This is a genomic window from Methylobacterium sp. CM6247 (assembly GCF_054817925.1).
Window position 1 is genome coordinate 2,673,942 of sequence record NZ_JBTXKX010000003.1, and the last position, 25,212, is coordinate 2,699,153.

Below are 25,212 nucleotides of genomic sequence, written 5' to 3' on the forward strand. Positions count from 1 at the left end.
GGTGAGGGCGGTCCAATGACCGAATCTCCGCCCGCAGCGGTCATCGACCGTCTCAATAAGTACCACCGCGGGCTGGCCGAGAGCGAGGCCTGCCTTGCGAGATCCCTCTTGGATCAGGCCGATATCGAGGCCCATCGTGTTCTTCCCGTTGGCGACGATTACGGCCAGGGCCTGAGGTTCGCCTCGGACAAGAACCGCGTCCGCTCCAACCGGTCCGACGTCAAGGTGAAGTGCTTGTCCCTGCTTCATGACCTCGCCTATCCACGGGCCCCGGGACGCTTGCACCCGAACCGCCCCACGAACGTCTTTACGCGCCACATGCGATCTGTAGACGAGTCGCCGAAGCTTCGTCTTCCGCCGTGACCCGACCGGCACCGCGACCGCCCGATCCGCCCGTCCCATCAATTCGATTTCGTCGGGAGGCCGGTGGCCGTTCCTGGAACGGTAGAGTCATGTCTTCGCTCAACTCACGATCCGGTGGCACTAGCCGAGGTCAGACAGATACGGTAAGGCCGGTGCACCGTATCGCCGGCCTTCCGCACCAACGCGTCAACGCCCTGCGTCTGCCGGATAAAAGGGGCCGGCTTCGACGTCGTCACCTTCCGCCGGATCTTCGCCCTTCGGAAGAAGGATCAGGCTGAGCGGCAAGAGGAGCCGGCAATCGTCCACTCCAAAGCAAAGCTTTGAGTCTTTAATGCCCGCTGCCAAGGACCAGGATCGCCCAGTTCCGGCCCCGCCGCCGCCGCGCGAAACCCCATCTCGCGAGTTTGTGAAGGCCGTCCTGCGTGCCTTCCCCGGCTCCTACATCGTGGACGTCCGGGACAAGCGCGATGGCTGAACCAGTCGCGGTGACTGGCCTCCAGCACGTCATCGGCACGTTGCCGTATCCGCCGAGCGCGAGCCGGATGTGGAGACACGTCGGCCGTAAGGTGCTGCGCTCGGCGGAATACGAGAAGTGGCCGAAGGCCGCTGTCGACCTCATTCATGCTGAGACGAAGGGGAGGGGCATCGCCAGCCCTTACGGTCTCAAGCTCCACATCGGTCGACCAGATCGGCGACGGCGCTGACCTCGACAATTTGATCCAGCCGCTGAACGACGCACTCGTCCTCGCCGGGGCGGTCGCCGACGATAGCAACTGCCAACGGATCGATGCGGCGTGGACGACCTGCGTCGAGGGCGCTTGTGTCATGGTTCTCGATTCGAAAAAAGTGGAGCCACGACCGAGGCCCAGCCAGTCCTGCGAGGTCTCCTGACGCCGGGGCTGACCACTCCAGACTCGGTGCTCGCGCATCGCCTCGGCGTCTCTTGGCCTGGCATGGCGCGCTTTGCCGGCACCGGCCCCGATGATCGAACCTGCGGTGGATGCTTGTATTGGGGCAAAAGTAAGCGGCTCCGGTGACGCAAGGGCCAGCTTCTGCCGCGTCGGTGCGTCCAGTTCAGCCGGCTCATGCAAGGCGCCGCCGGAGCCGGTCTCCCCCACGATACGCCCTCGTGCCGCCGCTGGGTCGAGCGCTCAAACATGACATCAGTAAAAAAATAATTCTATGCTCCCCTCTCTCTTCCGGATGTAGCCGATAGCGCTGTTTTTTTATGATTAAGCCGTGCCTGTACTGATCCTGCACTTGGAAGGCAACGATTAATTTACTTCCCGACGATACACCGTTTTCCGAGAAATTCAAGTATAGCCAATATGCTACACTTGACTACCCGAAGTTTTGGCGCCTAGATAATGCGCATCCAGGCAGAGACCTAGTGAACTCAGATGAACATCCAAGGAATCTTCAATAAATGGCCGTCCTATAATGTCCTGGCAGCGGACATGGGGCTTCGGCGGAAAGAGCATGTATCCGGTTTCGTGTGGCGCAATTCGACCCCGGTTCACCACTGGGACAGGTTGATCTCAGCCGCTGACCAGCGCGGGATCACCAGTCTGAACTACGAGACCTTGGTCTCGGCGCACATGACGGGAGCGAGCAATCGATGATCCCGTATTCCGAAGTAGACGTGGACGAGGTGAATTTCCTCATCCGCTGGCACGAGCAGCGCGCGAAGGCAGACGCCACCATGGCGAAGTCATGCGCTTCACAAGGCTGGCCCGAGGCGGTGAAGAGAAACCTCAAGCGGGCGAAGGCCCATCGCCTCACCGCAGAGCATCTCCGCCGCCTCGTCCCAAAGGAACCGGCGGCGGCACCTCGCGGGCCTCAGAGGGTATTCGTACGACCGCGCGATCGGATCGCCGAAGCGCCCAGGCTCCGACCGCCCACGTGATCTGAAGGCGCCCCGCGCCGGACCTGTCCGCCTATCCTCATCAACGTGATCATCGGGAGGCCTAGAGGCCGTTCCCGGAACGGTGCCCTATGGCCGAACCATACTCAGGCGAAGACGACGAAGGCCGAGGTTACCTCCTCGAAGCGGACTGCGTGCCTGCCTGTCATACGGGCGATGGCTGGGTGAACTATCTCCGCTGGTTGATCGCAGTGATGGACGCGGCCGACAAGGACCTTGGCTTCATCGCGAGCCTGCTCTCACACGTGGCCGAGAAGGGCGGGCTAATCGAGAAGCAGGGGAAATACGCCACCCGCACCGTCGATCGAGTCCGCGCTCAGTGGATGTCCGGCTCGCTGGATTGTCAGCAAGCCCCCGTGCCTCCGGAAACTCTCGGCTTCGCGTCGATGACCCCGGAGGGCAACGCATGAGCGTGGCATCCACCGTGTACGCCGAGGCGCCCCGGTTCAGGACGCGGCTTTCTACCAACCCAACCATCGCACTTATCGCTCGGAAGCGCCGGCAGGAGATCACCGCGCTCCTTCGGGACAGGTTCGGCAACGGTCCCTGCTTCGCCGATGATGCGACGGTCTGGCTGGACGAGATCCTGCCACTCATCCGGCTCACCACGTCCACAAAGTCGTTTACCTTCGTCGCCGCGGACTGGGTCCGGCTAAATACGCCGGGCCTCACCGAGGACGACATCGAGGACGCTTGCGCTCGCATTCTGCCGGCGCCGCCGCGCTACGATTCGGCTTCCATCGGTGCACGCCTGAACGTCACCGAGGGCGAGCGTGACCGCCTCGGGCTCACGCACATCACGCCGGTCGGATGCAACAAGCGGAAGCGTGCCGCTAAGGCCCGGAAGCGCAAGGCTCTTGCCCTAAAAGCAAAGCGCCACGCCGCCGGCACGTCACTGATGCCATGCGAGTTGTCAATCGAGCGGCTGGCCCCCTGGATCGGGCTCGGGATCTCCCGCTCGACCTTCAAACGGATGCCGAAAGAGAAGCGGGCCACGCACATCGCGCACGCTCGGAATCTGGCTCTCCACGGTACCCCGCCGGACCGTGAACCAGGAATGTCGCCCGTACTCTTTCTATCTCTCACCGACATTTCTGGCTCAGCCGAAAAACCTAGCCGTGAAGATGGGGTGGGATGCCCTCCCGAGGATGGACAACCCCCTCGGTCGAAGAAGGCCGACCGATCTCAAAGCCTCGAACACGGCTTGGATCTGGACGACTGCGCCGCTCCGACTTGAAAAACGAAAGCACTAGACCACCGAGGCATCTCACTCGCCCGGACGCAACCAGGACCGCCACCCTCTCCAGACTCGGATCGCCCCTATGAGCCGGCCCCTTTTCCAGCATCAGATCGATACGATTGCCGCTCTCCGAGCCTCCCTCAAACACGGGAAGAGCCGGCCCATGCTCCACCTCCCAACCGGAGCGGGGAAGACCGTCCTCGCGGCGAACCTCGTCCTGGGCGCGTTGCAGAAGAGCCGGCGGCTGACGTTCGTGGTTCCGGCGCTCTCCCTCATCGACCAGACGGTTCGCACGTTCGAAGCGGAGGGCATCCCCTGCAGCGACATCGGCGTGATCCAGTCCCGTCACCCTCGGACGAACGTTCTTGCACCGATCCAGGTCGCGACGATCCAGACCCTCCACCAGAAGGGCCGTATCCAGCCAACCGACATCGTGGTGATCGACGAGGCGCACCGTTGGTACGACCTGACCGGCGAATGGATGGATGACGCGGACTGGACCTCGGTGCCGTTCATCGGGTTGTCGGCGACCCCGTGGACCAAGGGCCTCGGCAGATTCTACGATGACCTGATCTCCGTGACCTCGACGGCCGAACTGATCGAGAAGCGATTCCTCTCGCCCTTCCGGGTGTTCGCCCCGGCCACACCTGACCTGAGCAGCGTCCGGACGGTGGCTGGCGACTTCCACGAGGGCGATCTCTCAAAGGCGATGGATCAGCCGAAACTCGTCGCTGATATCGTCGAGACGTGGCTCTCCCGCGCACAAGATCGCCCCACGTTCGTTTTTGCGGTCGACCGTGCACACGCCCTGCACCTTCAGGCTGAATTTACCCAAGCGGGCGTTCACTGCGGATACATCGACGCCCACACAAAATCGGCCGATCGGGAGGCGCTATTCCGGCAGTTCACCGCCGGGGGGATCCGCGTGATCGCCAGCGTCGGCTGCCTCACCACGGGCGTCGACCTGGACGTTCGCTGCATCGTCCTCGCCCGCCCGACCAAATCCGAGATGCTCTACGTCCAGATCATCGGACGCGGGCTCCGGACAGCGAAGGGTAAAGACGACCTTCTCATCCTCGATCATAGCGACACGACCGCCCGCATCGGTTTCGTAGACCACATCCGCCACGACAAACTCGACGATGGCCAGCAGCGGAAGAGCAGCACACGAAAGGACGAGGAGCGGGAAGAAGCTCTCCCGAAGCTGTGCGCCTCCCCCGCGTGTGACTTCCTGAAGCCCCCGAGGATGCCGATCTGTCCGGCATGCGGGTTCAAGGCCACCCGGCAGACCGACATCCGCTGCGACGACGGCGAGTTGATGGAACTGACAAAGCGGACCGCCGTCCATGCGAAGGCCGACGCTGCAAAGCGGATCTCGTTCCTCGGTCAGCTCCAGGCGTACGCCAAGTGCTACGGCCACAAGCCCGGATACGCCGCACAGAAGTTTAAGGCGAAATATGGCGAATGGCCGGATCGCCGCGTCGTCGCGCCGGACCTCACCCCGACGCCGCAGATCCTGAACTGGATCAAGTCCCAGAACATCCGCGCAGCCAAATCACGTCAGAAGAATCAGGGAGGCCGTGATGTATCAGCCGCTATCTGAGCGCATGCTTGGCCGCTGGACCGGCTTCCTGACCGCCCTGGGAGTCCCTGGGCACCTCCTTACAGGGAAGCAGGGATCCTGCCCGATGTGCGTCGGGAAGACCAAGTTCCGATTCGACAACCTTCAAGGGCGCGGGACCTGGATCTGCAACGACTGCGGCGCCGGTGACGGCGCCGAACTGGCGATGCGTGTCACTGGCCTCAGATTCCGGGAACTCGCCGAACTGGTCGAGCCGATGCTCGGGACGATCACCGCGATGCCGGTGGCCCCCGCGCGACCGGAAGGCGATCTCTACGCCTACCTCAGGAAGCTCTGGCGCTCGGTCGGGTCGGTCGAGGAGGGAGATCCTGCCGCTCTTCGATGGCTGAGGTATCGCCGCGTCTACACCGACCCTGCGCCTCGCTGCCTCCGGGCGATCTCCTGTCTCGCTTATAGCCACGAGGTTTCGACGCCGAGTTTCCATCCCGCGATGCTTGCTCAGGTTCTGGATCACGCCGGCAATCCCGTAGCGATCCACCGAACGTACCTTACGGCCGAGGGTAAGAAGGCGGATGTCCCCAAGGCCCGGCTGTCGCTCGGTCCGCTTCCGGATGGATCGGCCGTCCGCCTGTCCAGGGCAGGGCCAACGCTGGGCATCGCGGAGGGGATCGAGACCGCGCTGGCTGCGAGCCGCATCTTCGAGATTCCGGTCTGGGCGGCACTGAACGCAGGGCGGCTCGCGGCGTGGTCCCCACCACCCAACGTCGAGCACGTGGTCATCCTCGGCGACAACGACAAAAGCTTCACCGGTCAGTTCGCTGCCTTTACCCTAGCACATCGGTTGGCGCGGCCGAAGACGGGCCTCCGCGTCGCGGTCGAGATCCCGCCCACCACCGGAACCGACTGGGCCGATGTGCTTGTTAAGCGTTTCGATACATCCACGGCAGCCGCTTAAAACAGAGACCGGGAGCCGGCTATGAGCGCATCAAACTTGTCGGACCCGACTGTCTGGCTGATGCCTCCCTTCACGGGAGCGCTGCTGCCGCCGCCCGATCCACTGACGCACACGGTCGTGATCTCGGCCGCTCAGCAGATCGTCTACAGCATGGTAGCCTACGGCGACCAGCGAGCCTTCGCCAATGTCGGGGTCCCCATCCGGGCCTGCTTCGGGCAAAATGCTCACGACTTCAGATCGTGGTGGGCGGAGCGAGGCCGCTACTTCGGTTCGACGCAGTTCGATCACCGCTTTCACCTTTCTCACGACGACGCGTTCGCTTTCCGGATGCGCTGGCTTTGATGGGTCGGTAGGTCACCGACTTCGACGCGAGCTACACCGTGGAGATCCTCGTCAAGCAGGGATTTTTCATCTTCGCGATGGTCCCCTTTGGCGATCCGAGGGGCATCTTCGTTAACCACGTCGCGTTCAAATCCCTCGGTAGGGCCGGAGACTCGAAACAATTTCGGGATTGGTGGTCGTCCCGAGGCTACCCTCTGATCGCCGAAAAGACGCTCAAGTACCGCCTAGACGTGGACGCCACGGTCGGCTTCCAGTTCCGGCTCCGGTGGATGTAGAGGAAGCCCGAACGACCGAATTGGATCTGCAGGGGTGCCTAAAGACGGTGCCTAAACGAGGTCACGGAGGGCAAAAAAGCGTTTAAAAACAACGTTGGTGCCGCAAGAGGGATTCGAACCCCCGACCCCCTCATTACGAATGAGGTGCTCTACCAGCTGAGCTATTGCGGCGAGATCCGTAGTGCGACGGCTGGTGTCGCTTCGGATCGTTGCGGCTTCATATCCGCACGCTCGACCGATGGCAAGGCGGCCCGCGTCGTCTTCGTGATGCAACTGTGCCACGGACGGTGCATCACTGTCCCGCGATGCGCCATGCTGCCTTGACGCGGAGCGATGCGGCTTCGAAGGCTCGCGGCACGTTTCAGGAAAAGCCATGTCCCTCATTGCCCGCTTGCGAGCCTATGCTGCCGACGCGTTCGGCCTGTCCGCGAGCCCGGACGATTCGGAAGCTGTAGATGAGCGCTTGGCGGCGATTGCTCTTCTCGTCCATGTGGCACGGGTGGATGGCGTTCTCGACGGGGCCGAGTCGGAGCGGCTCTGCCGCTTAGTCGAGGGACGCTATGCCGGCAACCGAGAAGAGGCCGAAGCGCTGATCGCTCGCGCAGCCGGTGTCGATGCCCAGACCCGCGACATGGCGCTGCTCGTGGAAATGATGGGCCACGAGTTCGGCGAGACGGAGCGCGCGCGGCTGCTCTCCATGGCATGGTCGGTGGCCGGCGCCGATGGCACGGTTCATGAGTTCGAAGAGGCGTTGGTCTGGCGGCTCGGTCGCCTGCTCCGGTTCGATGACACGGCGATCCGTCTCGCCAGGGCCGGCGCAGAATCGGGGGCGGTCTCCTAGCGGCAGCTCGGCAGACGATCCTCGGCTTCGCCGGGCTGGATCAGGCCGGAAGAAAGAATCGCGACGCGATGATCGTCAGCTTCACCCTGATCCTCCTGGCCCAACTCGTCGGAGAGGTGCTCGCACGTGCCACGGCCCTCTCAGTCCCGGGACCGGTCATCGGGATGGCACTGCTTCTCCTGTTCATGATGCTGCGCGACCGCTGGTCCGGCATTGCCTCACGCGTCCTCGCTGCGCCCCTCGTGGACGGCACCCTCGAGCGTTCCGGGAAAGGGCTGCTCGCCCATCTGTCGCTGATGTTCATCCCGGCCGGCGCCGGTATCGTCGGACGGCTCGACGTGCTCGAAGCTCATGGCCTGGCGCTGGCCTGCGTCGTTGTCGTCTCGACATTGGCGACCCTCACGGCGACGGCGCTCACCTTCGTCGCCGTCAAGCGTTGGGTCGCCCCGGTGAGGGATCCATGACCGGCGATTTCGCGCTCTGGGTCTATCTCTCGCGCACGCCCCTGCTGTGGCTGACCGTGACTCTGATGGTCTATGCCTTGGCCGACCGCGTCGCCACGGCAACGCACAGGCATCCCCTGGCGAATCCCGTAGTCGTCGCCATCATCCTGATGGCCGGCGTGCTTAAGCTGACCGGAACGCCCTACGCGACTTATTTCGACGGTGCCCAATTCGTTCACTTCCTGCTCGGTCCCGCCACCGTGGCCCTGGCGATCCCGCTCTACGAATACCGCGCCACCGTGCTCCGCTCGCTGGCGCCAATGCTGGCAGCTCTCCTCGTGGGCTCCGTCGTAGCTCTCATCTCTGCCATGACGTTGAGCACGGCCTTCGGCATCCCGCACGACGTCATCATCGCCCTCGTCCCGAAATCGGTGACGACCGGTGTCGCGATGGGGATTGCCCAGAATCTCGGCGGCGATCCGACCCTGGCGGCTGTACTAGTGATGTTGACAGGTATGACCGGCGGAATCCTGGTAACGCCGCTCATGAACCTACTCCGCATTCAGGACATGCGGGCACGAGGCTTCGCCGCGGGTCTCGCCGCGCACGGTGTCGGCACCGCACGGGCCTTTCAGGTGAACGAGGTGGCGGGTGCTTTCGCGGGAATCGCACTCGGTCTCAACGCCTTCATCACGGCGATCCTCGCACCGCTCGCCGTGACGTTTTTGCGCTGACGTCACCTCCTATTTGGCGAGCGCAGCTTCAGGCATTTCCGTCGGGATGAAGCGGCCGTCCTGGCCCGGTTTCATGTCGATGCGCGTGTCGTGAAGGGCGTGCAGCGTCGAGCGATGGCCGATGGAAACGATGGTCGTCCCCGGCAACCGCTCGCGCAGCATGCGGTAGATGCCGGCTTCGCTCGGCTCGTCGAGGGCGGCGGTGGATTCGTCGAGGAAAAGCCAGGCGGGCTTCGCCAGCACGGCGCGGGCAATGGCCAAACGCTGCTGTTCACCGCCGGACAGTCGCTGGTCCCAGGCATCGATCTCGTCGAGACGGTCGGCGAGCTGCGGCAGTTGCGCGGCAATCAAGGCTTCGCGGATCGCCTCGTCGGAGAATTGGTCGGTGGTGCTGGGATAGACCACCGCGCCACGCAAGGTTCCGAGTGGAATATACGGCCGCTGCGGCAGCACCAGCGCCGACTGACCTTCGGGCACGTCGATCCGGCCCTTGCCGAACGGCCAGATCCCGGCGATCGCCCGGAACAGGGTCGACTTGCCCGATCCAGACGGGCCGGTGACGAGAGTGGCGGCACCCTTGGTGAGGGTAAACGACTTGGCGGAGACAATCTCGCGACCATCGGGCAGCGCCAGGGTCATGCCGGACGCCGTCACGGCCGGGCCCGGTCCACTGCCCTGCACCAAGCCGTATCCGGCACCGGACAGGGCCTCCGCCTTCGTCATCGCCCGCTTGAACGACGTCAGACGGTTGGTATTGGCGCGGTACGACGCGATGGTGGTGTAGGAATCGATGAAGAAGGACAGGGAACCCTGGACGCTGCTGAAGGCATTCGCCGTCTGCTGGAACTGGCCGAGGGTGATTTTCTTCAGGAAGTAGGATGGAGCAGCGAGGATGTAGGGAAACACCACGCTGATCTGGTTGTAGGACAGGGTGAAGCTGCCGATCTTGATCCGTCGGTAGATGATGGCGAGGTAGTTCTCGATGATCTCCCGGAACAGCTCGCGCAGTCGCAAGGTCTCCGACCGCTCACCGCGCAGCAGGGCAATCTGCTCGGAATAGATCCTGGTCCGCGCGAGTGAGAAGCGAAAATCGGCCTCCACCTTCTCCTGCCGGAAGTCGAGGCCGATGAGCGGACGGCCGATGAGATGGGTCAGCCAAGTTCCGACCACCGCGTAGACGATGACCAGCCACACCAGGAAGCCGGGCACTACCATGTCGGTGAAGGGAAGAACGAAATCCCGCGACAGCCCCCAAAGGATAACCATAAAGGAAACCAGGGTAGCGGCCTGGGACAGGAGCCGGATCGACAGGCTCGTCGTCTGCTGGATGAAGAGGTTGACGTCGCTCTGGATGCGCTGATCCGGGTTGTCGGCCGGTTCGTCGGTGAAGGGTATGCGGTAATGCGTGCCCCCATCGAGCCAGCGGCTGTAGAGGCTGCGTGCGAGCCAAGTGCGCCAGCGGATATGCAGCGAAGCATCGACGAAAGTGTCGAACATGCCGATGATGACCCAGATCGTCGCAAGAGGCACGAAGATCCAGACGAGCTGATACCAGAATGCGTCGGCGTTATACTCTTGCAGCGCGTTGAAGAGGTCGCGGTACCAGAAGTTCAGGCGCAGTTGTAGCGCAACCTGCGCAAAGGTGATGAAGATCGAAAGCGCAACGAGGCGCCGTGCGACGCGGCCTTCGGTACCGCCGAAGAAACGGAACGGTCGGATTTCCCGGTTCGGCTCCTCGCGTGCGGCGAAGAACGGATCGGCGATGCGGGTGATCGCGCGGATGGGTTCGAGATGGGAAATTCCGAACACGATGCCTGCGAAGACCACCGCGCCCGTGGCCGCGAAGGCAGGTGGCAGCAGTGCCGCCAGCGTCTCCGGCAGAAAACCGGATGCTGCCAGTTGCTTGGCACCGGCTAGGAACAAATACCCGATACCGTAGACGGAAACGAATACCTTGAGATAATCTGAGAGCTTGGCGGAGGCAAAAAGGATCACCACCATCGCGAAGCCGCTGAGGCTGACGTAGAGCGGTGTCGAGGTGCCCGGCAGGATCAGAAGAACGAGGGCAAAGAGCGCCGTTATGGCGGCCTGCAGGCCGAGGCCTGTCCTGAGTACGGCCACGCGCGTCTCCTCAACTCGGTAAATTCAAATGTGCGAATGGGTCTTCGCCCGCGGGATTAGCACCCGGTCGTGACGGCGGCAGTGACGGCCGGTCGTGGCGAGATCGTGGCGAGGGCTTCACCCGCCGGATGCGTCAGATCGGATCAGGGCCAATCCCAGTCGCCGTAATCGGGCTCGCGACAGCGGTACCCCACGGGGCATTCCAGATTATCGCGGGTCGGGACGAAACGCAGCTCGGCGATTTCCGTCAGGCCGCAAAGGCTGCGATCGCTGACGAAGCGTTCCGTCTTTACCGGCTGCTCCCCCCTGCCGGACCTATCCGCCTTGCCCACGGACCAGGACAGGACCGCCGATCCGTCGCGCTTCACGAGCGCCATCGCGTCCGCGCAGGACATCCGCGGAGTGGAGGGAGGCGTCTGAGCGCCGGCCGAGGTGGCGATGACGACGCAGACGGCGATGGCGAGGCGTCTCGTCACGATGGATCTGCGCGCTGGTATGTTTCTCACAAGCTTGAGCATGGCAGTTTTGGCAAGCGACGGGAAGGCCTTGCCGTTCGCTCGCCCTATTCCCGGAGTCTATCCACCGCTATCAAACGCACCGAGACAGAATAATCACACACCTGTCCTGACGAGAGCCAACTTTGAGAATGATAACGGCCTGCATGTCGGACGGGGTGGGGGATCGAATGTCGCGGAATAGTGAGGTGGTGGGTGCCGCCGAGAAATTGGCGCGCACGGGATTGGCTCGGCCTCAGGGTCGGGCTTGACGGGAGACAACGATGGCCGCCGGCATCGAAAGCGAGGATATGAGAAACGAGGACGGCACGCCGTCAGTGACGGTGACCGGACCGTCGGGAGGGTCGCGCCGTGCCTTGATACTCCCAGTATCCCTCGCTATGGGCTGGGGCGTTCTCCTCGGCTACAGCACAGTTCTGTTGACGAACGATACCCCTGTCCGCCCTGAGACCGGCACGGGACAGGCTGCCTTGAACGAGCCGGGTCCGTTCGAGAACACGGCGGCATCCTCACGCCTGCCCCGTGCCAATGCGCCCTGGTCGGATGTGGGGCTTGGCTCTGCTCACGCTGGAGCGCCTGCCCGGGACAGGCTCGCTGCATCCCCTGCCCAGCCGGGCATCCGGCCGGTCGCGCTCAAGCAGGATACGGAAGTGACGCCCCGCGCCGATGCCCCCGCTGCCGCTTCTCCACCGATCGAGGCGGCGGCTTATGTCGGCGTCTGGGGGCCGAACGAGGTGGCATGCCGCCGCGGCGCGCGGCGCCGTGGATACATTCCGGCGCGGATCACCGAGAATGGCGCGCGGGCGGGAAATACCGTCTGTACCTTCCGCGACGGGCGGCGCATGGGCGCGAGTTGGAGCGTGGCGGCATCCTGCAGCGATGGCGGCCGGCGCTGGACATCCCAAGTGAAGCTGATCGTCGAAGGCGACCGTCTGACATGGTCGAGCGCCAAGGGCGACGCCTCTTACGTCCGGTGCAATCGCCGCGCCGGGTAAATACCGCCGATACTGAAGTCTCGCCGGCTCTCTGCCGTGACGGGCTGAAATGTCGGGCGAAGGTTTCACGGATTCAATTCGGCCAAATCCGTCCGCGCGACGACATTTAACCGCCCAGCGCCCGGTCTTGTCCGATCATCCGTAACGAAAAGAGGGTCGTCTTGCGACGACCCTCTCCGCTCTCGCGGCGGTAACCGCGAGAGCATCCATTCCACGTGACGATAGGGACTTTTTAGAAGTCCATGCCGCCCATGCCGCCGCCGCCCGGCATCTGGGGAGCGCCGCTGTCCTTCTTCGGAGCATCGGCGATCATGGCCTCGGTGGTGACGAGGAGGCCGGCGATCGAGGAGGCGTCCTGCAGAGCGGTGCGCACGACCTTGGCCGGGTCGACGATGCCGGCCTGGATCATGTCGACATACTCTTCGGTCTGGGCGTTGAAGCCGTAGGTGATCGAAGAGGTGTTGTCGGTGATCTTGCCGACCACGATCGAGCCTTCGACGCCCGAGTTGGCGGCGATCTGGCGGATCGGGGCCTCAAGGGCCTTCAGCACGATCTTGATGCCGGCCTGGACGTCCGGGTTGTCGCTCTGGAGAGCGCGGACGGCCTCACGGGCACGGAGGAGGGCGGTGCCGCCGCCGGGGACGATGCCTTCTTCCACCGCAGCGCGGGTGGCGTTGAGCGCGTCGTCGACGCGGTCCTTCTTCTCCTTGACCTCGACCTCGGTCGCGCCGCCGACGCGGATGACCGCGACGCCGCCGGCGAGCTTGGCCAGGCGCTCCTGGAGCTTCTCACGGTCGTAGTCCGAGGTGGTCTCCTCGATCTGCGCCTTGATCTGGCCGACGCGGGCTTCGATGTCCGCCTTCTCGCCGAGACCGTCGATGATCGTGGTGGTCTCCTTCTCGATGCGGATGCGCTTGGCGCGGCCGAGCATCGGGAGGGTGACGTTCTCGAGCTTGATGCCGAGGTCCTCGGCGATCATCTGACCCTGGGTCAGGATCGCGATGTCCTCGAGCATGGCCTTGCGGCGATCGCCGAAGCCCGGAGCCTTGACGGCAGCGACCTTGAGGCCACCGCGCAGCTTGTTCACGACGAGCGTGGCGAGAGCCTCACCCTCGATGTCCTCGGCGATGATGACGAGCGGCTTGCCGGTCTGCACCACGGCCTCGAGAACCGGCAGCATCGCCTGGAGCGACGAGAGCTTCTTCTCGTGGATGAGGATGTAGGGGTCCTCGAGCTCGGCGACCATCTTCTCCGCGTTCGTGATGAAGTACGGGGAGAGGTAGCCGCGGTCGAACTGCATGCCCTCGACGACGTCGAGCTCGGTCTCGGCGGTCTTGGCTTCCTCGACGGTGATGACACCCTCGTTGCCGACCTTCTGCATGGCGTGGGCGATCATCTCGCCGATTTCCTTGTCGCCATTGGCCGAGATGGTGCCGACCTGGGCAACTTCCTCGGACGAGGCGACCTTCTTGGCGCGGCTCGTGATGTCCTTCACGGCGGCGGTGGTGGCGAGGTCGATGCCGCGCTTCAGGTCCATCGGGTTCATGCCGGCGGCCACGTACTTGGCGCCTTCACGGACGATGGCCTGGGCCAGGACGGTGGCGGTGGTGGTGCCGTCGCCAGCGATGTCGTTGGTCTTCGAGGCCACTTCGCGCACCATCTGGGCGCCCATGTTCTCGAACTTGTCGGCGAGCTCGATCTCCTTGGCGACGGTGACGCCGTCCTTGGTGATGCGCGGAGCGCCGAAGGACTTCTCGATGACGACGTTACGGCCCTTGGGGCCGAGGGTCACCTTGACGGCATCCGCGAGGATGTCGACGCCGCGGAGCATCTTCTCGCGGGCATCTGAGCCGAAGCGTACTTCTTTCGCTGCCATGTATAGATCCTCATCAGGTTGAGAGCCTTGAGGCGCTCACCGAAGGGCGCGCTCGAAAGGCTCGAATGGAAGAAGGAAGAGGGCCGGGTCGCTTTAGGCGACGACGCCCATGATGTCGGATTCCTTCATGATCAGGAGGTCCTGACCGTCGATCTTGACTTCGGTGCCGGACCACTTGCCGAACAGGACGCGGTCACCGGCCTTGACGTCGAGCGGGTTCACGCGACCGGCCTCGTCACGGGCGCCAGGGCCGACGGCGACGATCTCGCCCTCTTGCGGCTTCTCCTTGGCGGTATCGGGGATGATGATGCCCCCCTTGGTCTTCTCTTCGCCTTCGATACGGCGGACGACGACACGGTCGTGCAGCGGACGGAACTTCATGAGCTGCCCTCTTGCTTCAAATTCATGGATGGCGTTGATGCGGCCGAAGGGCTCGCCCAACCCAGGCTGTTAGCACTCCCGAGCGAAGAGTGCCAAAGCAAGGGCGGAGGTAGGCTCAAGCTCCTTGCGAGTCAAGACGCGGACGACGCGTCATGCCGCGTTTGCGCAGCATGTTCTGCTCTCCTGTCGCTGACAGACGGATGACAATCACCCCATGATCAGCCTCCAGGGACCGCAGGGCGCGGTCGAGCATTCCGGCGCAGCCAATGGCGGCGGCGTGCCGAGCCATGCGATCTGGATCGACCTCAACGATCCGAGCGCCGAGGAGGCCGAGCATATCGAGGCCGCCACCGGCCTGCGCGTCCCCTCGCGAAAGGCTCTGAGCGAGGTCGAGAATTCGAGCCGCCTGCGCCGGCTCAAGAACGGTCTTTCGCTCTCCACACCGATGATCACCTTCGACAAGGTGGATTCGCAGCTGACCCCGCTCGGCTTCGTCCTGACCCGGGACCGGCTCATCACCGTCAGGTTCAACGAACTGCGCGCCTTCGAGGAGGTCAAGAAGCGCATCGGCGACGGTGACGGCGCTTGCCAGACCGGCACCGAGATCTTCCTCCTCTTGGTGGAGGAACTGGTGGACAGCCTCGCCGACGCTCTGGAGGAGATGGGTGCCGATCTCGACGCGCTCTCGACCCGGATCTTCGATTTCGACGTGAGGGCAGGGGGCGTCGCCGGCGATTCCGGCAAGACCCCGCGCCGCCGCGACCTCGCGCTGCGCCGCATCCTCCGCAGCGTCGGTCGGCGGGGCAAGGCGCTCGGCAAGATCCGCTCGAGCCTGCTCGGCCTTGAGCGCATCCTCCCGTTCGTCGCCGGCGAGTGCGAACACCTGCTCGGCGCGGCCGAGATGCCGCGCTTCGAGACCCTACGCCGGGACATCGCCTCCCTCGACGAGTTCGAGATCCGCTTGTCGGAAAACGTCCAGTTCCTGCTCGACGCCACTCTCGGCCTCATCAACATCGAGCAGAACAACACGTTTCGCGTGCTCACCGTCGTCTCGGTAGTGGGCGTGCCGCCGACCCTGATCGCGTCGATGTACGGCATGAACTTCAAGCACATGCCGGAACTCGACTGGGCCTATGGCTATCCCTATGGTCTATCGCTGATCGTCATCAGCGCGATCATCCCCATCGTCTTCTTCAAGCTGCGCGGCTGGTTCTGACGCGCGTTCGATCGAGCGTTTTCGGGGTTTAGGGAAATCTTTTCGGCCCAGCGCGCAAGGATTGGGAGCATCGCCGGCAATCCGGCGACCAGAGTCGACCGCATGGCCGTAATCGTCGCCTTCATCCTGAATGCCGGGCTCAATTTCGGCCTCGGCCTCCTTCTGGCCAAGCTCATGGGGCCGGCGGATTTCGGCCTGTTCGGCCTCGCCACCACGGGTGCCGTGGTGCTCAACACCCTGGTCTTCGAGTGGCTGCGGCTGTCGGCGACACGGTTCTATTCCAATCGCGTCCGGCGCGAGGAACCTTGGATCCGCCATGGGCTGGACCGGGCCTACGCCATCCTGGCCGTCCTCCTCCTGGTCGCATCGGCTCTCTGCGCCGTCGTCGGCGCGACTGTGGAAATGAACACGGAGGGCCGTTTCGCCATCGCGGCGGGGGCTGGGCTCGCCGCCTTCGGCATCGGCCTGTTCGATTATCACGCAGCCCTCACTCGCGCGCGATTCGACGGCGGCCTCTATCTCAAGCTCACCCTCATCAAGAACGGCCTGTCATTCCTGCTCATGGCGGGCGCAGCCTGGCTGTTTCCGCAGCCGCTCTGGGTGCTGGTCGCTTGCGGGCTCAGCCAGTTTCTACCCGTCGTGATGCTGCGCAAGCCGCTGCTCGATCCGCCCGTGCCGATCGTGCGCGTTCGGATGGGGGAGACCTGGCGGCTGTTTCGCGCCTACGGGCTTCCGCTGATCGTGGCGAACGCGATCTACCAGATCACGCCGTTCCTCAACCGTAGCGCCATCGCCATGTCGTTCGGCTTGGCGGAGGCCGGTTATTTCACCCTTGCGGCGGATGTCGCCTCGCGCAGCCTCAGCATGATCGGCACGGCCTTGGACCTTATCCTGTTCCAGCTCGCCGTGCGGGTGGACGAGCACGAGGGCCATGTGGCGGCCGAGGCCCAGATCGGCCGAAATGCGGCCATCGTGGTGGCGCTCATGGTGCCTTGCGCCGGCGGACTCTGGGCTGTGCTTCCAGCACTCCAAGGGCTCGTCGTGCCGGAGGCTTATCGCGGCCCCTTCGCCCTCTATGCGCTGATCCTTATCCCCGGCCTGCTCTGCGGCACATTGCTCAATTTCGGGCTCAACCCGATCTTCCAGATCCGGCGCAAGACGGTGCCAGTCATCGCCGCCGCCCTTGTCGGCCTTGCCGTGAATGCCATCTGCCTGGTCGTCCTGCCCTCGCATTTCGGGGCGCCCGGCATCGCCATGGCGCAGAGCGCCGGCCTCGTCGCCTCGACGCTCTGGCTCGCAGTCCGGGCCCTCGCGGGTCCGGAGCGCCTGCGGATCGACTGGTGGGAGATCTTTGCCGCCTGTACCGCCACCCTGGCGATGATGGCCTGCCTGGCACCGTTCAGGCACATGGATCCGACCATGGCACTCGCCATCTGCCTGCCTCTCGGTGTGCTGGTCTATGCCCTGCTCGTTGCGGTGTTTGACATCGCCGGATTACGCGGCCTCGTGACGACCTATCTGCGGCAGCGCGCCGTCACCCCGGCGGCGTGAGACAGAACGCACCGCTTGAAAGCGGGGCATCCCTTCACGCATATGGTCGCCTGAAGATGCCGTCGAGCATCGCAGCGGGCAGGAAACGATGCGGTCATACGAGCCTCAGGACGAGGGCGAGGCACAAGCCATCGTCGCCGACGCCGCCGGCCGGTCCGAGCCGATGCGGCTCGTTGGTGGGGGAACCAAGGCCGCGATCGGCCGCCCCGCCCAGGACGAAGCCACCCTCTCTTCCCTTCGTCTGACTGGGATCACCCTCTACGAGCCGGCCGAGATGGTGGTCGCCGCCCGGGCCGGAACTCCCCTCGCGCAGGTCCAGGCCTTGCTGGCGGAACGCGGCCAGATGCTGCCCTTCGAGCCGATGGACCATCGCATCCTGATGGGCTCGGCCGGGGAGCCGACCTTCGGTGCCGTGGCAGCGACCAACAATGCGGGACCGCGCCGGATCAATGCGGGAGCGGCCCGCGACAGCCTGATCGGCGTCCGCTTCGTCAACGGGCGGGGCGAGGCCATCAAGTCCGGCGGCCGGGTGATGAAGAATGTCACCGGCCTCGACCTCGTCAAGCTGATGGCCGGCTCGTGGGGCACCCTCGGCCTTCTCACCGAGGTGACTTTCAAGGTTCTGCCGGTGCAGGAACGGACGGCGACCCTGGCCTTTTCCGGCCTGGACGACGCCACGGCGGTGGCGGCCCTCAGCGCCGCCCTCGGATCGCCGTTCGAACTCACCGGCGCCGCTCACCTCCCGAGCGGCCTCGACGGGCCGAGCCCCCGCACCCTGATGCGCCTGGAGGGATTCTCGGATTCCCTCGATTACCGCCTGGGCGAGTTGCGCAAGCTCCTGCGGCGCTTCGGCGAGCCGGAGATCATCGAGGACGGAATCGGCGCCGTCCTCTGGGCCGCGATCCGCGACGTGATCCCGCTGACGGAGCCGCGCAATGCCGCTGTGTGGCGGATCTCCACCACGCCCACCAAAGGCCCTGCCGTCACCGCCGCCATCGCGGAGCGGCGCCCGGCGCGCTGGTTCTACGATTGGGGCGGCGGCCTCGTCTGGCTCGCCACCTCGGCCGAGGGCGATGCCGGCGCCGAGACCATCCGCGACGTCCTGCGCACCACCGGCGGGCACGCCACCCTGGTGCGGGCGCCGGACGCGGTCCGCGCGGCCAACGCCGTGTTCGAGCCCCTGTCCGATCCGCTGCTGCGGATGACGGCCGGGATCAAGGCGGCCCATGATCCAAAGGGAGTGTTCAACCCCGGCCGGATGTATGCGGGGATTTGAGATGATAAAAAAAGACGAACTCATTGACGCTGTTTTAGATGGAATTATAGGCGCAAACGACTTCTATGAGAAGATTACCAAAGGTTTTTCTATAAATGATTCCGGCGTCGAAGGTATTTTACAGACAAAAATTGCCGAGTCGATCTATGATTCCCTGCTCAAAGATAATGAGGGAAATTTGGACGAAGAATTTATTGTAATGGAGTATCCATTTAAAAAAATATTTGAACAATCCGGTGCCAATAAAATACGAGGCGCAATTCCACAACTAGTTGATGGCGCAAAACGTGTAGACATAGTGATATTTGATAAGAAAGAAAGACCGATCATTCCGATTGAAGTTAAAAGAAACGCAGCCACCGTAGGGTTTGCTAAGGACGCAAAGCGTATTCTTGGTGTCTTAAAGCGTTCTGACACCCTATCGAGCGGGTCAGTCAAATATGGCTTGATATGTGGATTTATATTCGGAAAAGGTAGCACAAGAGAAAAATGCTTGGAGAATATCAAATCAAAGAAAGATCAATGCATCGAGTATCTACACGATGAAGCAGATATCGACGTCGTCGATTTCTTTTATCTTGACGACGAGCCAAAAAGCTTTGAAGAACCCTCTTGGTGGGTCGGCGGAGCCGTTTGCGTCTATTTGAGAAGAAGCGATCGAAATAACTAGTTTGCGATGTAATGGATTTACTAATGACTTCATACCCCGATGGCAGCCTCCAAATTATGCAGAGAAATGAGATTTGTCGCGAGTTGTCATGGATAGCCCAAGATCCCTCTTTTATTTCTTGACTAAGATCTACCAGTTCTCGCGCGCATAACCGATTTTAGCGTTTCTCGGAAATATCGCCATCATGATCGTCGAGGGCTGGCTCGCTGGCTGACAGCGTTGGCGTCGACGGGCTTGGCATTGGGTTCGCTATCTGCATCCGCGACAAATCCTTACACTCAACGCGCTTCATTCCGACGCACGCCTCCCGAATTAACAGGGTGCGGCAGGCTGCCGCTTAGAGCCGTTCCAAGCCTCGGCTTCTGACCAAATTCCCTCTAAGCTGCGGGAAACAGCGCCGGGCGGCGGAAGATCGCCGGGCGGGCTGACGTATCGGGACCCTGAGGAAACGCCGTGCAGACCAATTTTAGCCTGACGCAGCTTGCCGACCCGGCGATGGCCGCTTCGGAAAAGATCCTGCGTACTTGCGTGCATTGCGGATTCTGCACTGCGACCTGCCCGACCTATCTCCTCCTCGGCGACGAACTCGATTCCCCGCGAGGTCGCATCTACCTCATCAAGGACATGCTGGAAGGCGGCAAACCGGCCACGCCGGAAGTGGTCAAGCATGTCGACCGCTGCCTGTCCTGCCTGTCCTGCATGACGACCTGTCCGTCCGGTGTGCATTACATGCACCTCGTGGATCATGCCCGCACGCATATCGAGGAGACCTATCGCCGGCCCTTGAGCGACAGGCTCCTGCGCAGCGTGCTCGCCTTCGTGCTGCCCTATCCGAACCGCTTCCGCCTCGCGCTTCTGACCGCCAAGATCGGCTCGCCGTTCCGGCCCCTCGTCGCCCAGTTGCCCCGTGTCGGCAACCGCCTCGCGGCGATGCTCGACCTCGCCCCCGCGCTCCTGCCGAACCGCACCGTCAACGACCGGCCCGGCACCTTCCCGGCCGACAACCGAGCGCGGGAAGCGAGCGCCCTGCTCCAGGGCGAGGCCGCCCCCGCCCGCGCCGGCCGGGTCGCCCTCCTGCGCGGCTGTGCCCAGAGCGTGTTGCGGCCGGATTTCAACGAGGCGGCGGTCCGGCTTCTCACCCGCCACGGCGTCGAGGTGGTGCAGGCGAAGGGGGAGGGGTGCTGCGGCGCGCTCACCCACCATATGGGCAAGTCCGAAACCTCCCACGCCCAGGCCAAGCGCACCATCGATGCCTGGATCGCCGAGATGGACGGCGGCGGTCTCGACGCGATCATCGTCACGGCCTCGGGCTGCGGCACGACGATCAAGGATTACGGCTTCATGTTCCGCGACGACCCAGCCTATGCCGACAAGGCGGCGCGGGTCTCGGGCCTCGCCAAGGACGTCACCGAATATGTGGCGAGCCTCGGCCTGATGCCGCCTCTGTTCGAGAGCGATCTCGTGGTGGCCTACCATTCCGCCTGCTCGATGCAGCATGGCCAGGGCATCCGCTCCGAGCCGAAGAACCTGCTCAAGAAGGCCGGCTTCACCGTGAAGGACGTGCCCGAGGGCCATATCTGCTGCGGCTCGGCCGGCACCTACAACATCCTCCAGCCCGAGATCGCCGGGCGGCTCCGCGACCGGAAGGTGGCGAATATCGAGCGCATGCGCCCCGACCTCATCGCCACCGGCAATATCGGCTGCGCCACTCAGATCGGGAACGGCACGAGCATCCCCATCGTGCACACGGTGGAACTGCTGGACTGGGCGACGGGCGGGCCGAAGCCGGCGGTGCTCGAGGGATTGGGCGGGACGCGGGTGCTGGAGGCGGCGGAGTAAGCCCGAAGCGACGCCAAGACCTGACCATTTCCCCAAGATCTGCGCATTTCCTGTCGATGGCTCGGATCGGCAGCGGACGGACGGGAAGACGGGGTTCAAGGGGTTCCTGATCCGGTCAGCGGAATCCAGCGATAGCCTGTCCCTCGCGGTTCGACATGGCCGAGCGAGGGGAACGCCGTGTGATAGGCCGCGACCAGCAGCCTCTCGGTGGCGGCCAGCGCGTAGATTGCCCGACGGGTAGCGATGCCCTGATCCTTGTCGAGATCGAACAACGCGTGCCATTCGGGGTGGCTCAGGGACGCCACCTCGTGATGGGCGCAATCGCCCCACACGAGCATTCGCTGCCCCTCGCTCTCGCAATGGAAGGCAAGGTGCCCCGGCGTGTGCCCGAAGGCGGCCAAAACGTCGATGCCGGGCGCGACCGTGTCGCCGGGTCTGACGAAGCGGATGCGTTCGCGCAGCGGGACGAGATGGCTGCGCACCACTGCGGCCGATCGGTAGGTGTTGCTGTCCGCCGGCGCCGACAGGCGCTCCTCCGGGGTCCAGAAGCGGTATTCCGCCTCTCCCACGACGTAGGCCGCGTTGGGAAATTGCGGAATGCCGCCCTCCAGGAGGCCGCCGATATGGTCCGTATGGCAATGCGTGATCACCACGAGGTCGATCGTCTCCGGCGCAATTCCGGCGCGCCGTAGCGCCTGACCCAGCCTACCTCCCTCCGGCCTGGGGATGAAGCCGACCTCGCCGTTTCCGGTATCGAAGAGGATGCGCTGTGTGCCGGTCTCGATCAGCGTCGGGGTGAAGCCCGGCGTGAACCGGTCCGGCGAAAGCCGGTTCTCCCGCATCAGCGCTTGCACCTCCTCTCTCGGCCGGTCCTCACCGACGATCGGCCATGGCCCGTCGATGGTCTCGTCCGCATCGAGCAAGCTGGTGATGGTGAAGGCGCCGAGCCGGATGCGTCGCGATGCAGGTGCCTCGGCGAGGGCAGCCGCCCCGGCCAGGGCCGGCCTCGCGCCGGAAAGAGCGAAGCCCGCGAGGGCGCCCGTGACAAGGCGGCGGCTCAATGTGATCATCGTGACAGGATCTCCGGCTGACCCAACCGCGCCGGTGGGCCGCGAGGCGGGGATCACCGGCCTAGCGCGTGGGGAGGGGGCACCGCTTGAACGAACGTGCTGGCCCAGCGCTCGGCCCCCTTTGGCACGTCGAGGGCGGGCACACCTTCTTTGCCGGACCGCTCGGCTACAACGCTAGCCACCAGCATGGTGCGCCGGTCTATCTGGCCGGCCTGTATGGATCTTTCCGCATCCGGTTCAGGCCTGGTCCGTGGATCGCCTGCCGCACGGCCTTCGTCCCGGCCGGGATGCGGCACGAACTCGATTGCGCCGGCGATCCCTTGGGCGTCCTCTATCTCGAGCCGGAGGCCGGAGCGCGGGCTCTCCTGGGCCTGATCGCCGCCGGCGAGGACATCGACGGCGCACGCGTCGCCATGCGGGGTGAGATCGAGCCGCTTCGTTCGCTCTACGAATGCCGGCGCGCCACGGTCTGGGCGGGGCAGGCCATCGCCGATCTCGCCGGCTTCGCAATGCGTCGGAACGAACCGACGCTCGATGGGCGCATCACTCGAATCATGGCCGGCCTCGGCACCCGCCAGGACGCGAGCATGTCGGCGCCGCGCCTCGCGGCATCCGTTGGGCTGTCCTCCTCGCGGATGCAGCACCTGTTCACCCGCGAGGTGGGAGTTCCATTCCGGCGCTATCGCTCGTGGCTGCGCATGCGGCGGGCGATCGACGCCGTCATTCGGGGTGAAACCTTCACGGTCGCGGCCCACGACGCGGCCTTCGCCGATCAGGCCCATTTCGCCAACGCGTTCCGGCAGACATTCGGTGCACCCGCCTCGGCGAGCCTCGTCGGTATCCGGCGGCCATAGACGCCAGTGGCCTCAGTTCGGCCGGCGCACTTCAGCCAGCACGAACACCCGGATCGCCGAGGACAGATTCTGCGCGCCCCGCGCCTCGTCGATCTCGCCGATCAGCACCTGCACCGACTGCTCGCGGGCGGCGGCGATCTCGCGCAAAGCCTCCCAGAACGGCGTCTCCAACGACACGCTGGTCCGGTGGCCGGCGATCATGACTGAGCGTTTGGTGGTGCCGGTGGTCATCGAGCGCGCATCCCTCCCCCCTCTGCGGGGGAGGGTGCCTGCGGAGCAGGCGGGAGAGGGGACGACCTCTCCGGAGATGGCGCTCCCCTCTCCCGACCCTCGCTCATGCGAGGGCCACCCTCCCCCGCAGAGGGGGGAGGGGAGACTTGCGAGCGCTTTAGGGTCGTCACCCGTCCGAATCCGGTCCCACGAGCTTGTGGCCTTCGTGGCGCGAGAACTCGATGGCCTTCTTGGCCTCGGCCAGGGTCTTGGCCTTCTTCGGCCGGCCGAAGGCGATGCGGTTGTCCTCCGCCTTCGCCTCCTTCTCGGCCCGCGCCTTGCCCTTGCGGACCGAGCGCAGGTTGATGATCTCGGCCATATCGAACCTCGTCAGTCGACGCTCGGTGCCAGCATGGTCTCGGGGCGCACGACCCGATCGAACTCCTCCTCCGTGACGTAGCCGAGGCGCAGGGCCTCTTCCTTCAGGGTGGTGCCGCGCTTGTGCGCAGTCTTGGCGATCTCGGCAGCCTTGTCGTAGCCGATGGAGGGGGCCAGCGCCGTCACCAGCATGAGCGAGCGGCTCATCAGGTCGGCGATCTTGTCCTCGTTGGCCTTGATGCCGACGACGCAATTGTCGGCGAAGCTCACGGCGGCATCGGCGAGGATGCGGATCGATTGCAGCACCGCATTGGCGATGACCGGCTTGAACACGTTGAGCTCGAAATTGCCCTGGGAGCCGGCGAAGCTCACCGTGGTGCCGTTGCCGATCACCTGGGCACAGACCATGGTCAGCGCCTCGCACTGCGTCGGGTTGACCTTGCCCGGCATGATCGAGGAGCCCGGCTCGTTCTCCGGCAAGGAGAGTTCGCCGAGGCCCGAGCGCGGGCCGGAGCCGAGGAAGCGGATGTCCTGGGCGATCTTGAATAGGCCCGCCGCCAGGGCCGAGAGCGCACCTTGCGTGAAGACGAGGGCATCGTGGGTTGCCAGCGCCTCGAACTTGTTGGCGGCCGAGGTGAAGGGCAGGCCGGTCAGCTCGGCGACCTTGGCCGCAAACTTCTCCGCGAATTCCGGATGGGCGTTGAGGCCGGTGCCGACCGCCGTGCCGCCCTGTGCGAGAGCCAGCACACCCGGAAGCGTCGCCTTCACGCGCTCGGTGCCCAACGCCACCTGCGCGACGTAGCCGGAAAATTCCTGGCCGAGGGAGACGGGAGTCGCGTCCTGCAAATGGGTGCGGCCGATCTTGACGATGGACGAGAACGCCTCGGACTTCGCCTGGAGCGCGTCGTGCAAGTGCTTCAGGGAGGGCAGCAGCCGGTCGTTGATCTCGCGCGAGACCGCGATGTGCATCGCCGTGGGGAACACGTCGTTGGAGGATTGGCCGCGATTGACGTGATCGTTGGGATGGACCGGTGACTTGCCGCCCCGCTTTCCGCCGAGCAGCTCGTTGGCGAGGCTGGCGATGACCTCGTTGGCGTTCATGTTCGACTGGGTGCCCGACCCCGTCTGCCACACCACGAGGGGGAATTCGTGGTCGTGCTCACCGGACACCACCTCGGCGGCGGAGGCGGCGACGGCCTGAGCCACCTTCGGGTCGAGGGCGCCGAGATCCTGGTTCACCAGGGCGGCGGCCTGCTTCACCATCCCGAGGGCATGGACCAGGGGGGCCGGCATCTTCTCGGTGCCGATCTTGAAATTCTGGATCGAGCGCTGGGTCTGCGCGCCCCAGTAGCGATGGGCCGGAACCTCGATGGGGCCGAACGTGTCGGACTCGGTCCGGGTGGCGGACGTTTCGGTGGGGCTTTCGAGCGGCGACATCGTGGCCTCTTAGATGGCGGAGTATGCGGCCCTACTTAGACGGTGCGGGGCCAAACCGCGATGGTGCTTTTACCAAAGGCGTCACAGGTCCGTGCCGGAGTCAGGCACCGCCCCCGCGTCGAAT

29 protein-coding genes and 1 tRNA gene are annotated in these 25,212 nt (G+C 64.3%); 21 read left to right on the forward strand and 9 right to left on the reverse strand.

Translation table 11 applies throughout. The annotated features are described in order from the left end of the window. The first annotated feature begins 15 nt into the window (after positions 1-15). The 11 genes from ACYQOP_RS13475 (at position 16) to ACYQOP_RS13525 (ending at position 6,681) form a co-directional block, all read left to right on the forward strand. A complete protein-coding gene (locus ACYQOP_RS13475; protein WP_461222675.1) occupies positions 16-363 on the forward strand; it encodes a hypothetical protein in 348 nt (115 codons plus the stop codon). Positions 364-570: 207 nt separating this feature from the next. After that, on the forward strand, positions 571-687 hold the full coding sequence (locus tag ACYQOP_RS13480; protein ID WP_461225310.1) for a GapR family DNA-binding domain-containing protein: 117 nt from the start codon (positions 571-573) through the stop codon (positions 685-687). Positions 688-694: 7 nt separating this feature from the next. Continuing rightward, the gene (locus ACYQOP_RS13485) at positions 695-838 is read left to right on the forward strand and encodes a hypothetical protein (RefSeq protein ID WP_461222676.1); all 144 of its coding nucleotides are present in this window, start codon (positions 695-697) and stop codon (positions 836-838) included. Continuing rightward, positions 831-1,067 carry a RusA family crossover junction endodeoxyribonuclease gene (locus ACYQOP_RS13490; protein WP_461222677.1) on the forward strand — a complete coding sequence of 79 codons (237 nt, stop codon included), beginning with the start codon at positions 831-833 and terminating at the stop codon, positions 1,065-1,067. The genes ACYQOP_RS13485 and ACYQOP_RS13490 overlap by 8 nt, the downstream gene beginning before the upstream one ends. 914 nt (positions 1,068-1,981) lie before the next feature. Beyond that, entirely contained in the window at positions 1,982-2,269 is a 288-nt protein-coding gene (locus tag ACYQOP_RS13495; protein ID WP_461222678.1) for a hypothetical protein, read from the forward strand. 89 nt (positions 2,270-2,358) lie between these two features. Next, on the forward strand, positions 2,359-2,697 hold the full coding sequence (locus tag ACYQOP_RS13500) for a hypothetical protein (protein ID WP_461222679.1): 339 nt from the start codon (positions 2,359-2,361) through the stop codon (positions 2,695-2,697). Between the two features lie 14 nt (positions 2,698-2,711). Then, positions 2,712-3,524: a hypothetical protein gene (locus ACYQOP_RS13505; RefSeq protein ID WP_461222680.1), complete on the forward strand. Its 813-nt coding sequence runs from the start codon at positions 2,712-2,714 to the stop codon at positions 3,522-3,524. 85 nt (positions 3,525-3,609) lie between these two features. Then, the gene (locus tag ACYQOP_RS13510) at positions 3,610-5,130 is read left to right on the forward strand and encodes a DEAD/DEAH box helicase (protein ID WP_461222681.1); all 1,521 of its coding nucleotides are present in this window, start codon (positions 3,610-3,612) and stop codon (positions 5,128-5,130) included. A 4-nt stretch (positions 5,131-5,134) separates the two neighbouring features. Further along, positions 5,135-6,064, forward strand: coding sequence for a DUF7146 domain-containing protein (locus tag ACYQOP_RS13515; protein WP_461225312.1), 930 nt, complete (start codon positions 5,135-5,137; stop codon positions 6,062-6,064). 60 nt (positions 6,065-6,124) lie between these two features. Continuing rightward, on the forward strand, positions 6,125-6,406 hold the full coding sequence (locus ACYQOP_RS13520; protein WP_461222682.1) for a hypothetical protein: 282 nt from the start codon (positions 6,125-6,127) through the stop codon (positions 6,404-6,406). A 38-nt stretch (positions 6,407-6,444) separates the two neighbouring features. After that, positions 6,445-6,681 carry a hypothetical protein gene (locus ACYQOP_RS13525; protein WP_461222683.1) on the forward strand — a complete coding sequence of 79 codons (237 nt, stop codon included), beginning with the start codon at positions 6,445-6,447 and terminating at the stop codon, positions 6,679-6,681. A gap of 95 nt (positions 6,682-6,776) precedes the next feature. On the opposite strand, the gene ACYQOP_RS13530 is transcribed toward ACYQOP_RS13525, so the two are convergent. After that, positions 6,777-6,852: transfer RNA gene (locus ACYQOP_RS13530), tRNA-Thr, on the reverse strand. Positions 6,853-7,054: 202 nt separating this feature from the next. On the opposite strand from ACYQOP_RS13530, the gene ACYQOP_RS13535 reads away from it, so the two are divergent. The 3 genes from ACYQOP_RS13535 (at position 7,055) to ACYQOP_RS13545 (ending at position 8,699) form a co-directional block, all read left to right on the forward strand. Further along, positions 7,055-7,522 (forward strand): tellurite resistance TerB family protein, encoded by a 468-nt coding sequence (locus ACYQOP_RS13535; RefSeq protein ID WP_056424570.1) that lies wholly within the window; start codon positions 7,055-7,057, stop codon positions 7,520-7,522. Between the two features lie 68 nt (positions 7,523-7,590). After that, on the forward strand, positions 7,591-7,986 hold the full coding sequence (locus tag ACYQOP_RS13540) for a CidA/LrgA family protein (RefSeq protein ID WP_461222684.1): 396 nt from the start codon (positions 7,591-7,593) through the stop codon (positions 7,984-7,986). Beyond that, positions 7,983-8,699, forward strand: coding sequence for an LrgB family protein (locus ACYQOP_RS13545; RefSeq protein ID WP_461222685.1), 717 nt, complete (start codon positions 7,983-7,985; stop codon positions 8,697-8,699). The genes ACYQOP_RS13540 and ACYQOP_RS13545 overlap by 4 nt, the downstream gene beginning before the upstream one ends. A gap of 9 nt (positions 8,700-8,708) precedes the next feature. Here the strand turns inward: ACYQOP_RS13545 and ACYQOP_RS13550 are convergent, their stop codons facing one another. Together ACYQOP_RS13550 and ACYQOP_RS13555 are read right to left on the reverse strand one after the other, a co-directional pair. Beyond that, positions 8,709-10,820 (reverse strand): ABC transporter ATP-binding protein/permease, encoded by a 2,112-nt coding sequence (locus tag ACYQOP_RS13550; protein WP_461222686.1) that lies wholly within the window; start codon positions 10,818-10,820, stop codon positions 8,709-8,711. Between the two features lie 143 nt (positions 10,821-10,963). After that, positions 10,964-11,296, reverse strand: a complete 333-nt coding sequence (locus ACYQOP_RS13555) for an HdeA family protein (RefSeq protein ID WP_246748126.1) — start codon at positions 11,294-11,296, stop codon at positions 10,964-10,966. 302 nt (positions 11,297-11,598) lie between these two features. On the opposite strand from ACYQOP_RS13555, the gene ACYQOP_RS13560 reads away from it, so the two are divergent. Then, positions 11,599-12,330, forward strand: a complete 732-nt coding sequence (locus ACYQOP_RS13560) for a hypothetical protein (RefSeq protein ID WP_461222687.1) — start codon at positions 11,599-11,601, stop codon at positions 12,328-12,330. A 232-nt stretch (positions 12,331-12,562) separates the two neighbouring features. On the opposite strand, the gene groL is transcribed toward ACYQOP_RS13560, so the two are convergent. Together groL and groES are read right to left on the reverse strand one after the other, a co-directional pair. Next, entirely contained in the window at positions 12,563-14,206 is a 1,644-nt protein-coding gene (gene groL / locus ACYQOP_RS13565) for a chaperonin GroEL (RefSeq protein WP_056424589.1), read from the reverse strand. A gap of 93 nt (positions 14,207-14,299) precedes the next feature. Next, positions 14,300-14,587, reverse strand: a complete 288-nt coding sequence (gene groES, locus ACYQOP_RS13570) for a co-chaperone GroES (protein WP_018042554.1) — start codon at positions 14,585-14,587, stop codon at positions 14,300-14,302. A 214-nt stretch (positions 14,588-14,801) separates the two neighbouring features. Between groES and ACYQOP_RS13575 the strand changes: the two genes are divergently transcribed. From ACYQOP_RS13575 to glcF, 5 genes are all read left to right on the forward strand, one after another. Further along, positions 14,802-15,803 carry a magnesium transporter CorA family protein gene (locus ACYQOP_RS13575; RefSeq protein ID WP_207413668.1) on the forward strand — a complete coding sequence of 334 codons (1,002 nt, stop codon included), beginning with the start codon at positions 14,802-14,804 and terminating at the stop codon, positions 15,801-15,803. A gap of 102 nt (positions 15,804-15,905) precedes the next feature. Continuing rightward, positions 15,906-17,354, forward strand: a complete 1,449-nt coding sequence (locus ACYQOP_RS13580; RefSeq protein ID WP_461222688.1) for a lipopolysaccharide biosynthesis protein — start codon at positions 15,906-15,908, stop codon at positions 17,352-17,354. A gap of 88 nt (positions 17,355-17,442) precedes the next feature. Further along, a complete protein-coding gene (locus ACYQOP_RS13585; protein WP_461222689.1) occupies positions 17,443-18,630 on the forward strand; it encodes an FAD-binding protein in 1,188 nt (395 codons plus the stop codon). 1 nt (position 18,631) lies between these two features. Continuing rightward, positions 18,632-19,300 carry a hypothetical protein gene (locus ACYQOP_RS13590; protein WP_461222690.1) on the forward strand — a complete coding sequence of 223 codons (669 nt, stop codon included), beginning with the start codon at positions 18,632-18,634 and terminating at the stop codon, positions 19,298-19,300. Between the two features lie 453 nt (positions 19,301-19,753). Further along, complete coding sequence (gene glcF / locus ACYQOP_RS13595; RefSeq protein WP_461222691.1) at positions 19,754-21,139, forward strand: glycolate oxidase subunit GlcF; 1,386 nt, start codon at positions 19,754-19,756, stop codon at positions 21,137-21,139. A gap of 95 nt (positions 21,140-21,234) precedes the next feature. Here the strand turns inward: glcF and ACYQOP_RS13600 are convergent, their stop codons facing one another. Then, a complete protein-coding gene (locus ACYQOP_RS13600; protein WP_461222692.1) occupies positions 21,235-22,209 on the reverse strand; it encodes an MBL fold metallo-hydrolase in 975 nt (324 codons plus the stop codon). An 86-nt stretch (positions 22,210-22,295) separates the two neighbouring features. On the opposite strand from ACYQOP_RS13600, the gene ACYQOP_RS13605 reads away from it, so the two are divergent. Continuing rightward, positions 22,296-23,063, forward strand: a complete 768-nt coding sequence (locus ACYQOP_RS13605) for a helix-turn-helix domain-containing protein (protein ID WP_419952318.1) — start codon at positions 22,296-22,298, stop codon at positions 23,061-23,063. Positions 23,064-23,075: 12 nt separating this feature from the next. Here the strand turns inward: ACYQOP_RS13605 and ACYQOP_RS13610 are convergent, their stop codons facing one another. The 3 genes from ACYQOP_RS13610 to fumC all read right to left on the reverse strand — a co-directional run bounded on the left by ACYQOP_RS13610 (position 23,076) and on the right by fumC (position 25,088). Beyond that, a complete protein-coding gene (locus ACYQOP_RS13610; protein WP_056424607.1) occupies positions 23,076-23,294 on the reverse strand; it encodes a ribbon-helix-helix domain-containing protein in 219 nt (72 codons plus the stop codon). Between the two features lie 166 nt (positions 23,295-23,460). Continuing rightward, the gene (locus ACYQOP_RS13615) at positions 23,461-23,652 is read right to left on the reverse strand and encodes a DUF4169 family protein (protein WP_207413679.1); all 192 of its coding nucleotides are present in this window, start codon (positions 23,650-23,652) and stop codon (positions 23,461-23,463) included. An 11-nt stretch (positions 23,653-23,663) separates the two neighbouring features. Then, positions 23,664-25,088 carry a class II fumarate hydratase gene (fumC, locus tag ACYQOP_RS13620; protein ID WP_461222695.1) on the reverse strand — a complete coding sequence of 475 codons (1,425 nt, stop codon included), beginning with the start codon at positions 25,086-25,088 and terminating at the stop codon, positions 23,664-23,666. Positions 25,089-25,212 lie beyond the last annotated feature (124 nt).

What these genes read in the sequence shown, in the direction of transcription:
- ACYQOP_RS13510 (WP_461222681.1), top strand. Translation starts at nt 3,610, where the DNA reads ATGAGCCGGCCCCTTTTCCAGCATCAGATCGATACGATTGCCGCTCTC.
- ACYQOP_RS13560 (WP_461222687.1), top strand. Translation starts at nt 11,599, where the DNA reads ATGGCCGCCGGCATCGAAAGCGAGGATATGAGAAACGAGGACGGCACG.
- fumC (WP_461222695.1), bottom strand. Translation starts at nt 25,088, where the DNA reads ATGTCGCCGCTCGAAAGCCCCACCGAAACGTCCGCCACCCGGACCGAG.
- ACYQOP_RS13500 (WP_461222679.1), top strand. Translation starts at nt 2,359, where the DNA reads ATGGCCGAACCATACTCAGGCGAAGACGACGAAGGCCGAGGTTACCTC.
- ACYQOP_RS13485 (WP_461222676.1), top strand. Translation starts at nt 695, where the DNA reads ATGCCCGCTGCCAAGGACCAGGATCGCCCAGTTCCGGCCCCGCCGCCG.
- ACYQOP_RS13590 (WP_461222690.1), top strand. Translation starts at nt 18,632, where the DNA reads ATGATAAAAAAAGACGAACTCATTGACGCTGTTTTAGATGGAATTATA.
- ACYQOP_RS13575 (WP_207413668.1), top strand. Translation starts at nt 14,802, where the DNA reads ATGATCAGCCTCCAGGGACCGCAGGGCGCGGTCGAGCATTCCGGCGCA.
- ACYQOP_RS13520 (WP_461222682.1), top strand. Translation starts at nt 6,125, where the DNA reads ATGCCTCCCTTCACGGGAGCGCTGCTGCCGCCGCCCGATCCACTGACG.
- groES (WP_018042554.1), bottom strand. Translation starts at nt 14,587, where the DNA reads ATGAAGTTCCGTCCGCTGCACGACCGTGTCGTCGTCCGCCGTATCGAA.
- groL (WP_056424589.1), bottom strand. Translation starts at nt 14,206, where the DNA reads ATGGCAGCGAAAGAAGTACGCTTCGGCTCAGATGCCCGCGAGAAGATG.
- ACYQOP_RS13495 (WP_461222678.1), top strand. Translation starts at nt 1,982, where the DNA reads ATGATCCCGTATTCCGAAGTAGACGTGGACGAGGTGAATTTCCTCATC.
- ACYQOP_RS13475 (WP_461222675.1), top strand. Translation starts at nt 16, where the DNA reads ATGACCGAATCTCCGCCCGCAGCGGTCATCGACCGTCTCAATAAGTAC.
- ACYQOP_RS13515 (WP_461225312.1), top strand. Translation starts at nt 5,135, where the DNA reads ATGCTTGGCCGCTGGACCGGCTTCCTGACCGCCCTGGGAGTCCCTGGG.
- ACYQOP_RS13535 (WP_056424570.1), top strand. Translation starts at nt 7,055, where the DNA reads ATGTCCCTCATTGCCCGCTTGCGAGCCTATGCTGCCGACGCGTTCGGC.
- ACYQOP_RS13610 (WP_056424607.1), bottom strand. Translation starts at nt 23,294, where the DNA reads ATGACCACCGGCACCACCAAACGCTCAGTCATGATCGCCGGCCACCGG.
- ACYQOP_RS13540 (WP_461222684.1), top strand. Translation starts at nt 7,591, where the DNA reads ATGATCGTCAGCTTCACCCTGATCCTCCTGGCCCAACTCGTCGGAGAG.
- ACYQOP_RS13545 (WP_461222685.1), top strand. Translation starts at nt 7,983, where the DNA reads ATGACCGGCGATTTCGCGCTCTGGGTCTATCTCTCGCGCACGCCCCTG.
- ACYQOP_RS13580 (WP_461222688.1), top strand. Translation starts at nt 15,906, where the DNA reads ATGGCCGTAATCGTCGCCTTCATCCTGAATGCCGGGCTCAATTTCGGC.
- ACYQOP_RS13600 (WP_461222692.1), bottom strand. Translation starts at nt 22,209, where the DNA reads ATGATCACATTGAGCCGCCGCCTTGTCACGGGCGCCCTCGCGGGCTTC.
- ACYQOP_RS13585 (WP_461222689.1), top strand. Translation starts at nt 17,443, where the DNA reads ATGCGGTCATACGAGCCTCAGGACGAGGGCGAGGCACAAGCCATCGTC.
- ACYQOP_RS13490 (WP_461222677.1), top strand. Translation starts at nt 831, where the DNA reads ATGGCTGAACCAGTCGCGGTGACTGGCCTCCAGCACGTCATCGGCACG.
- ACYQOP_RS13615 (WP_207413679.1), bottom strand. Translation starts at nt 23,652, where the DNA reads ATGGCCGAGATCATCAACCTGCGCTCGGTCCGCAAGGGCAAGGCGCGG.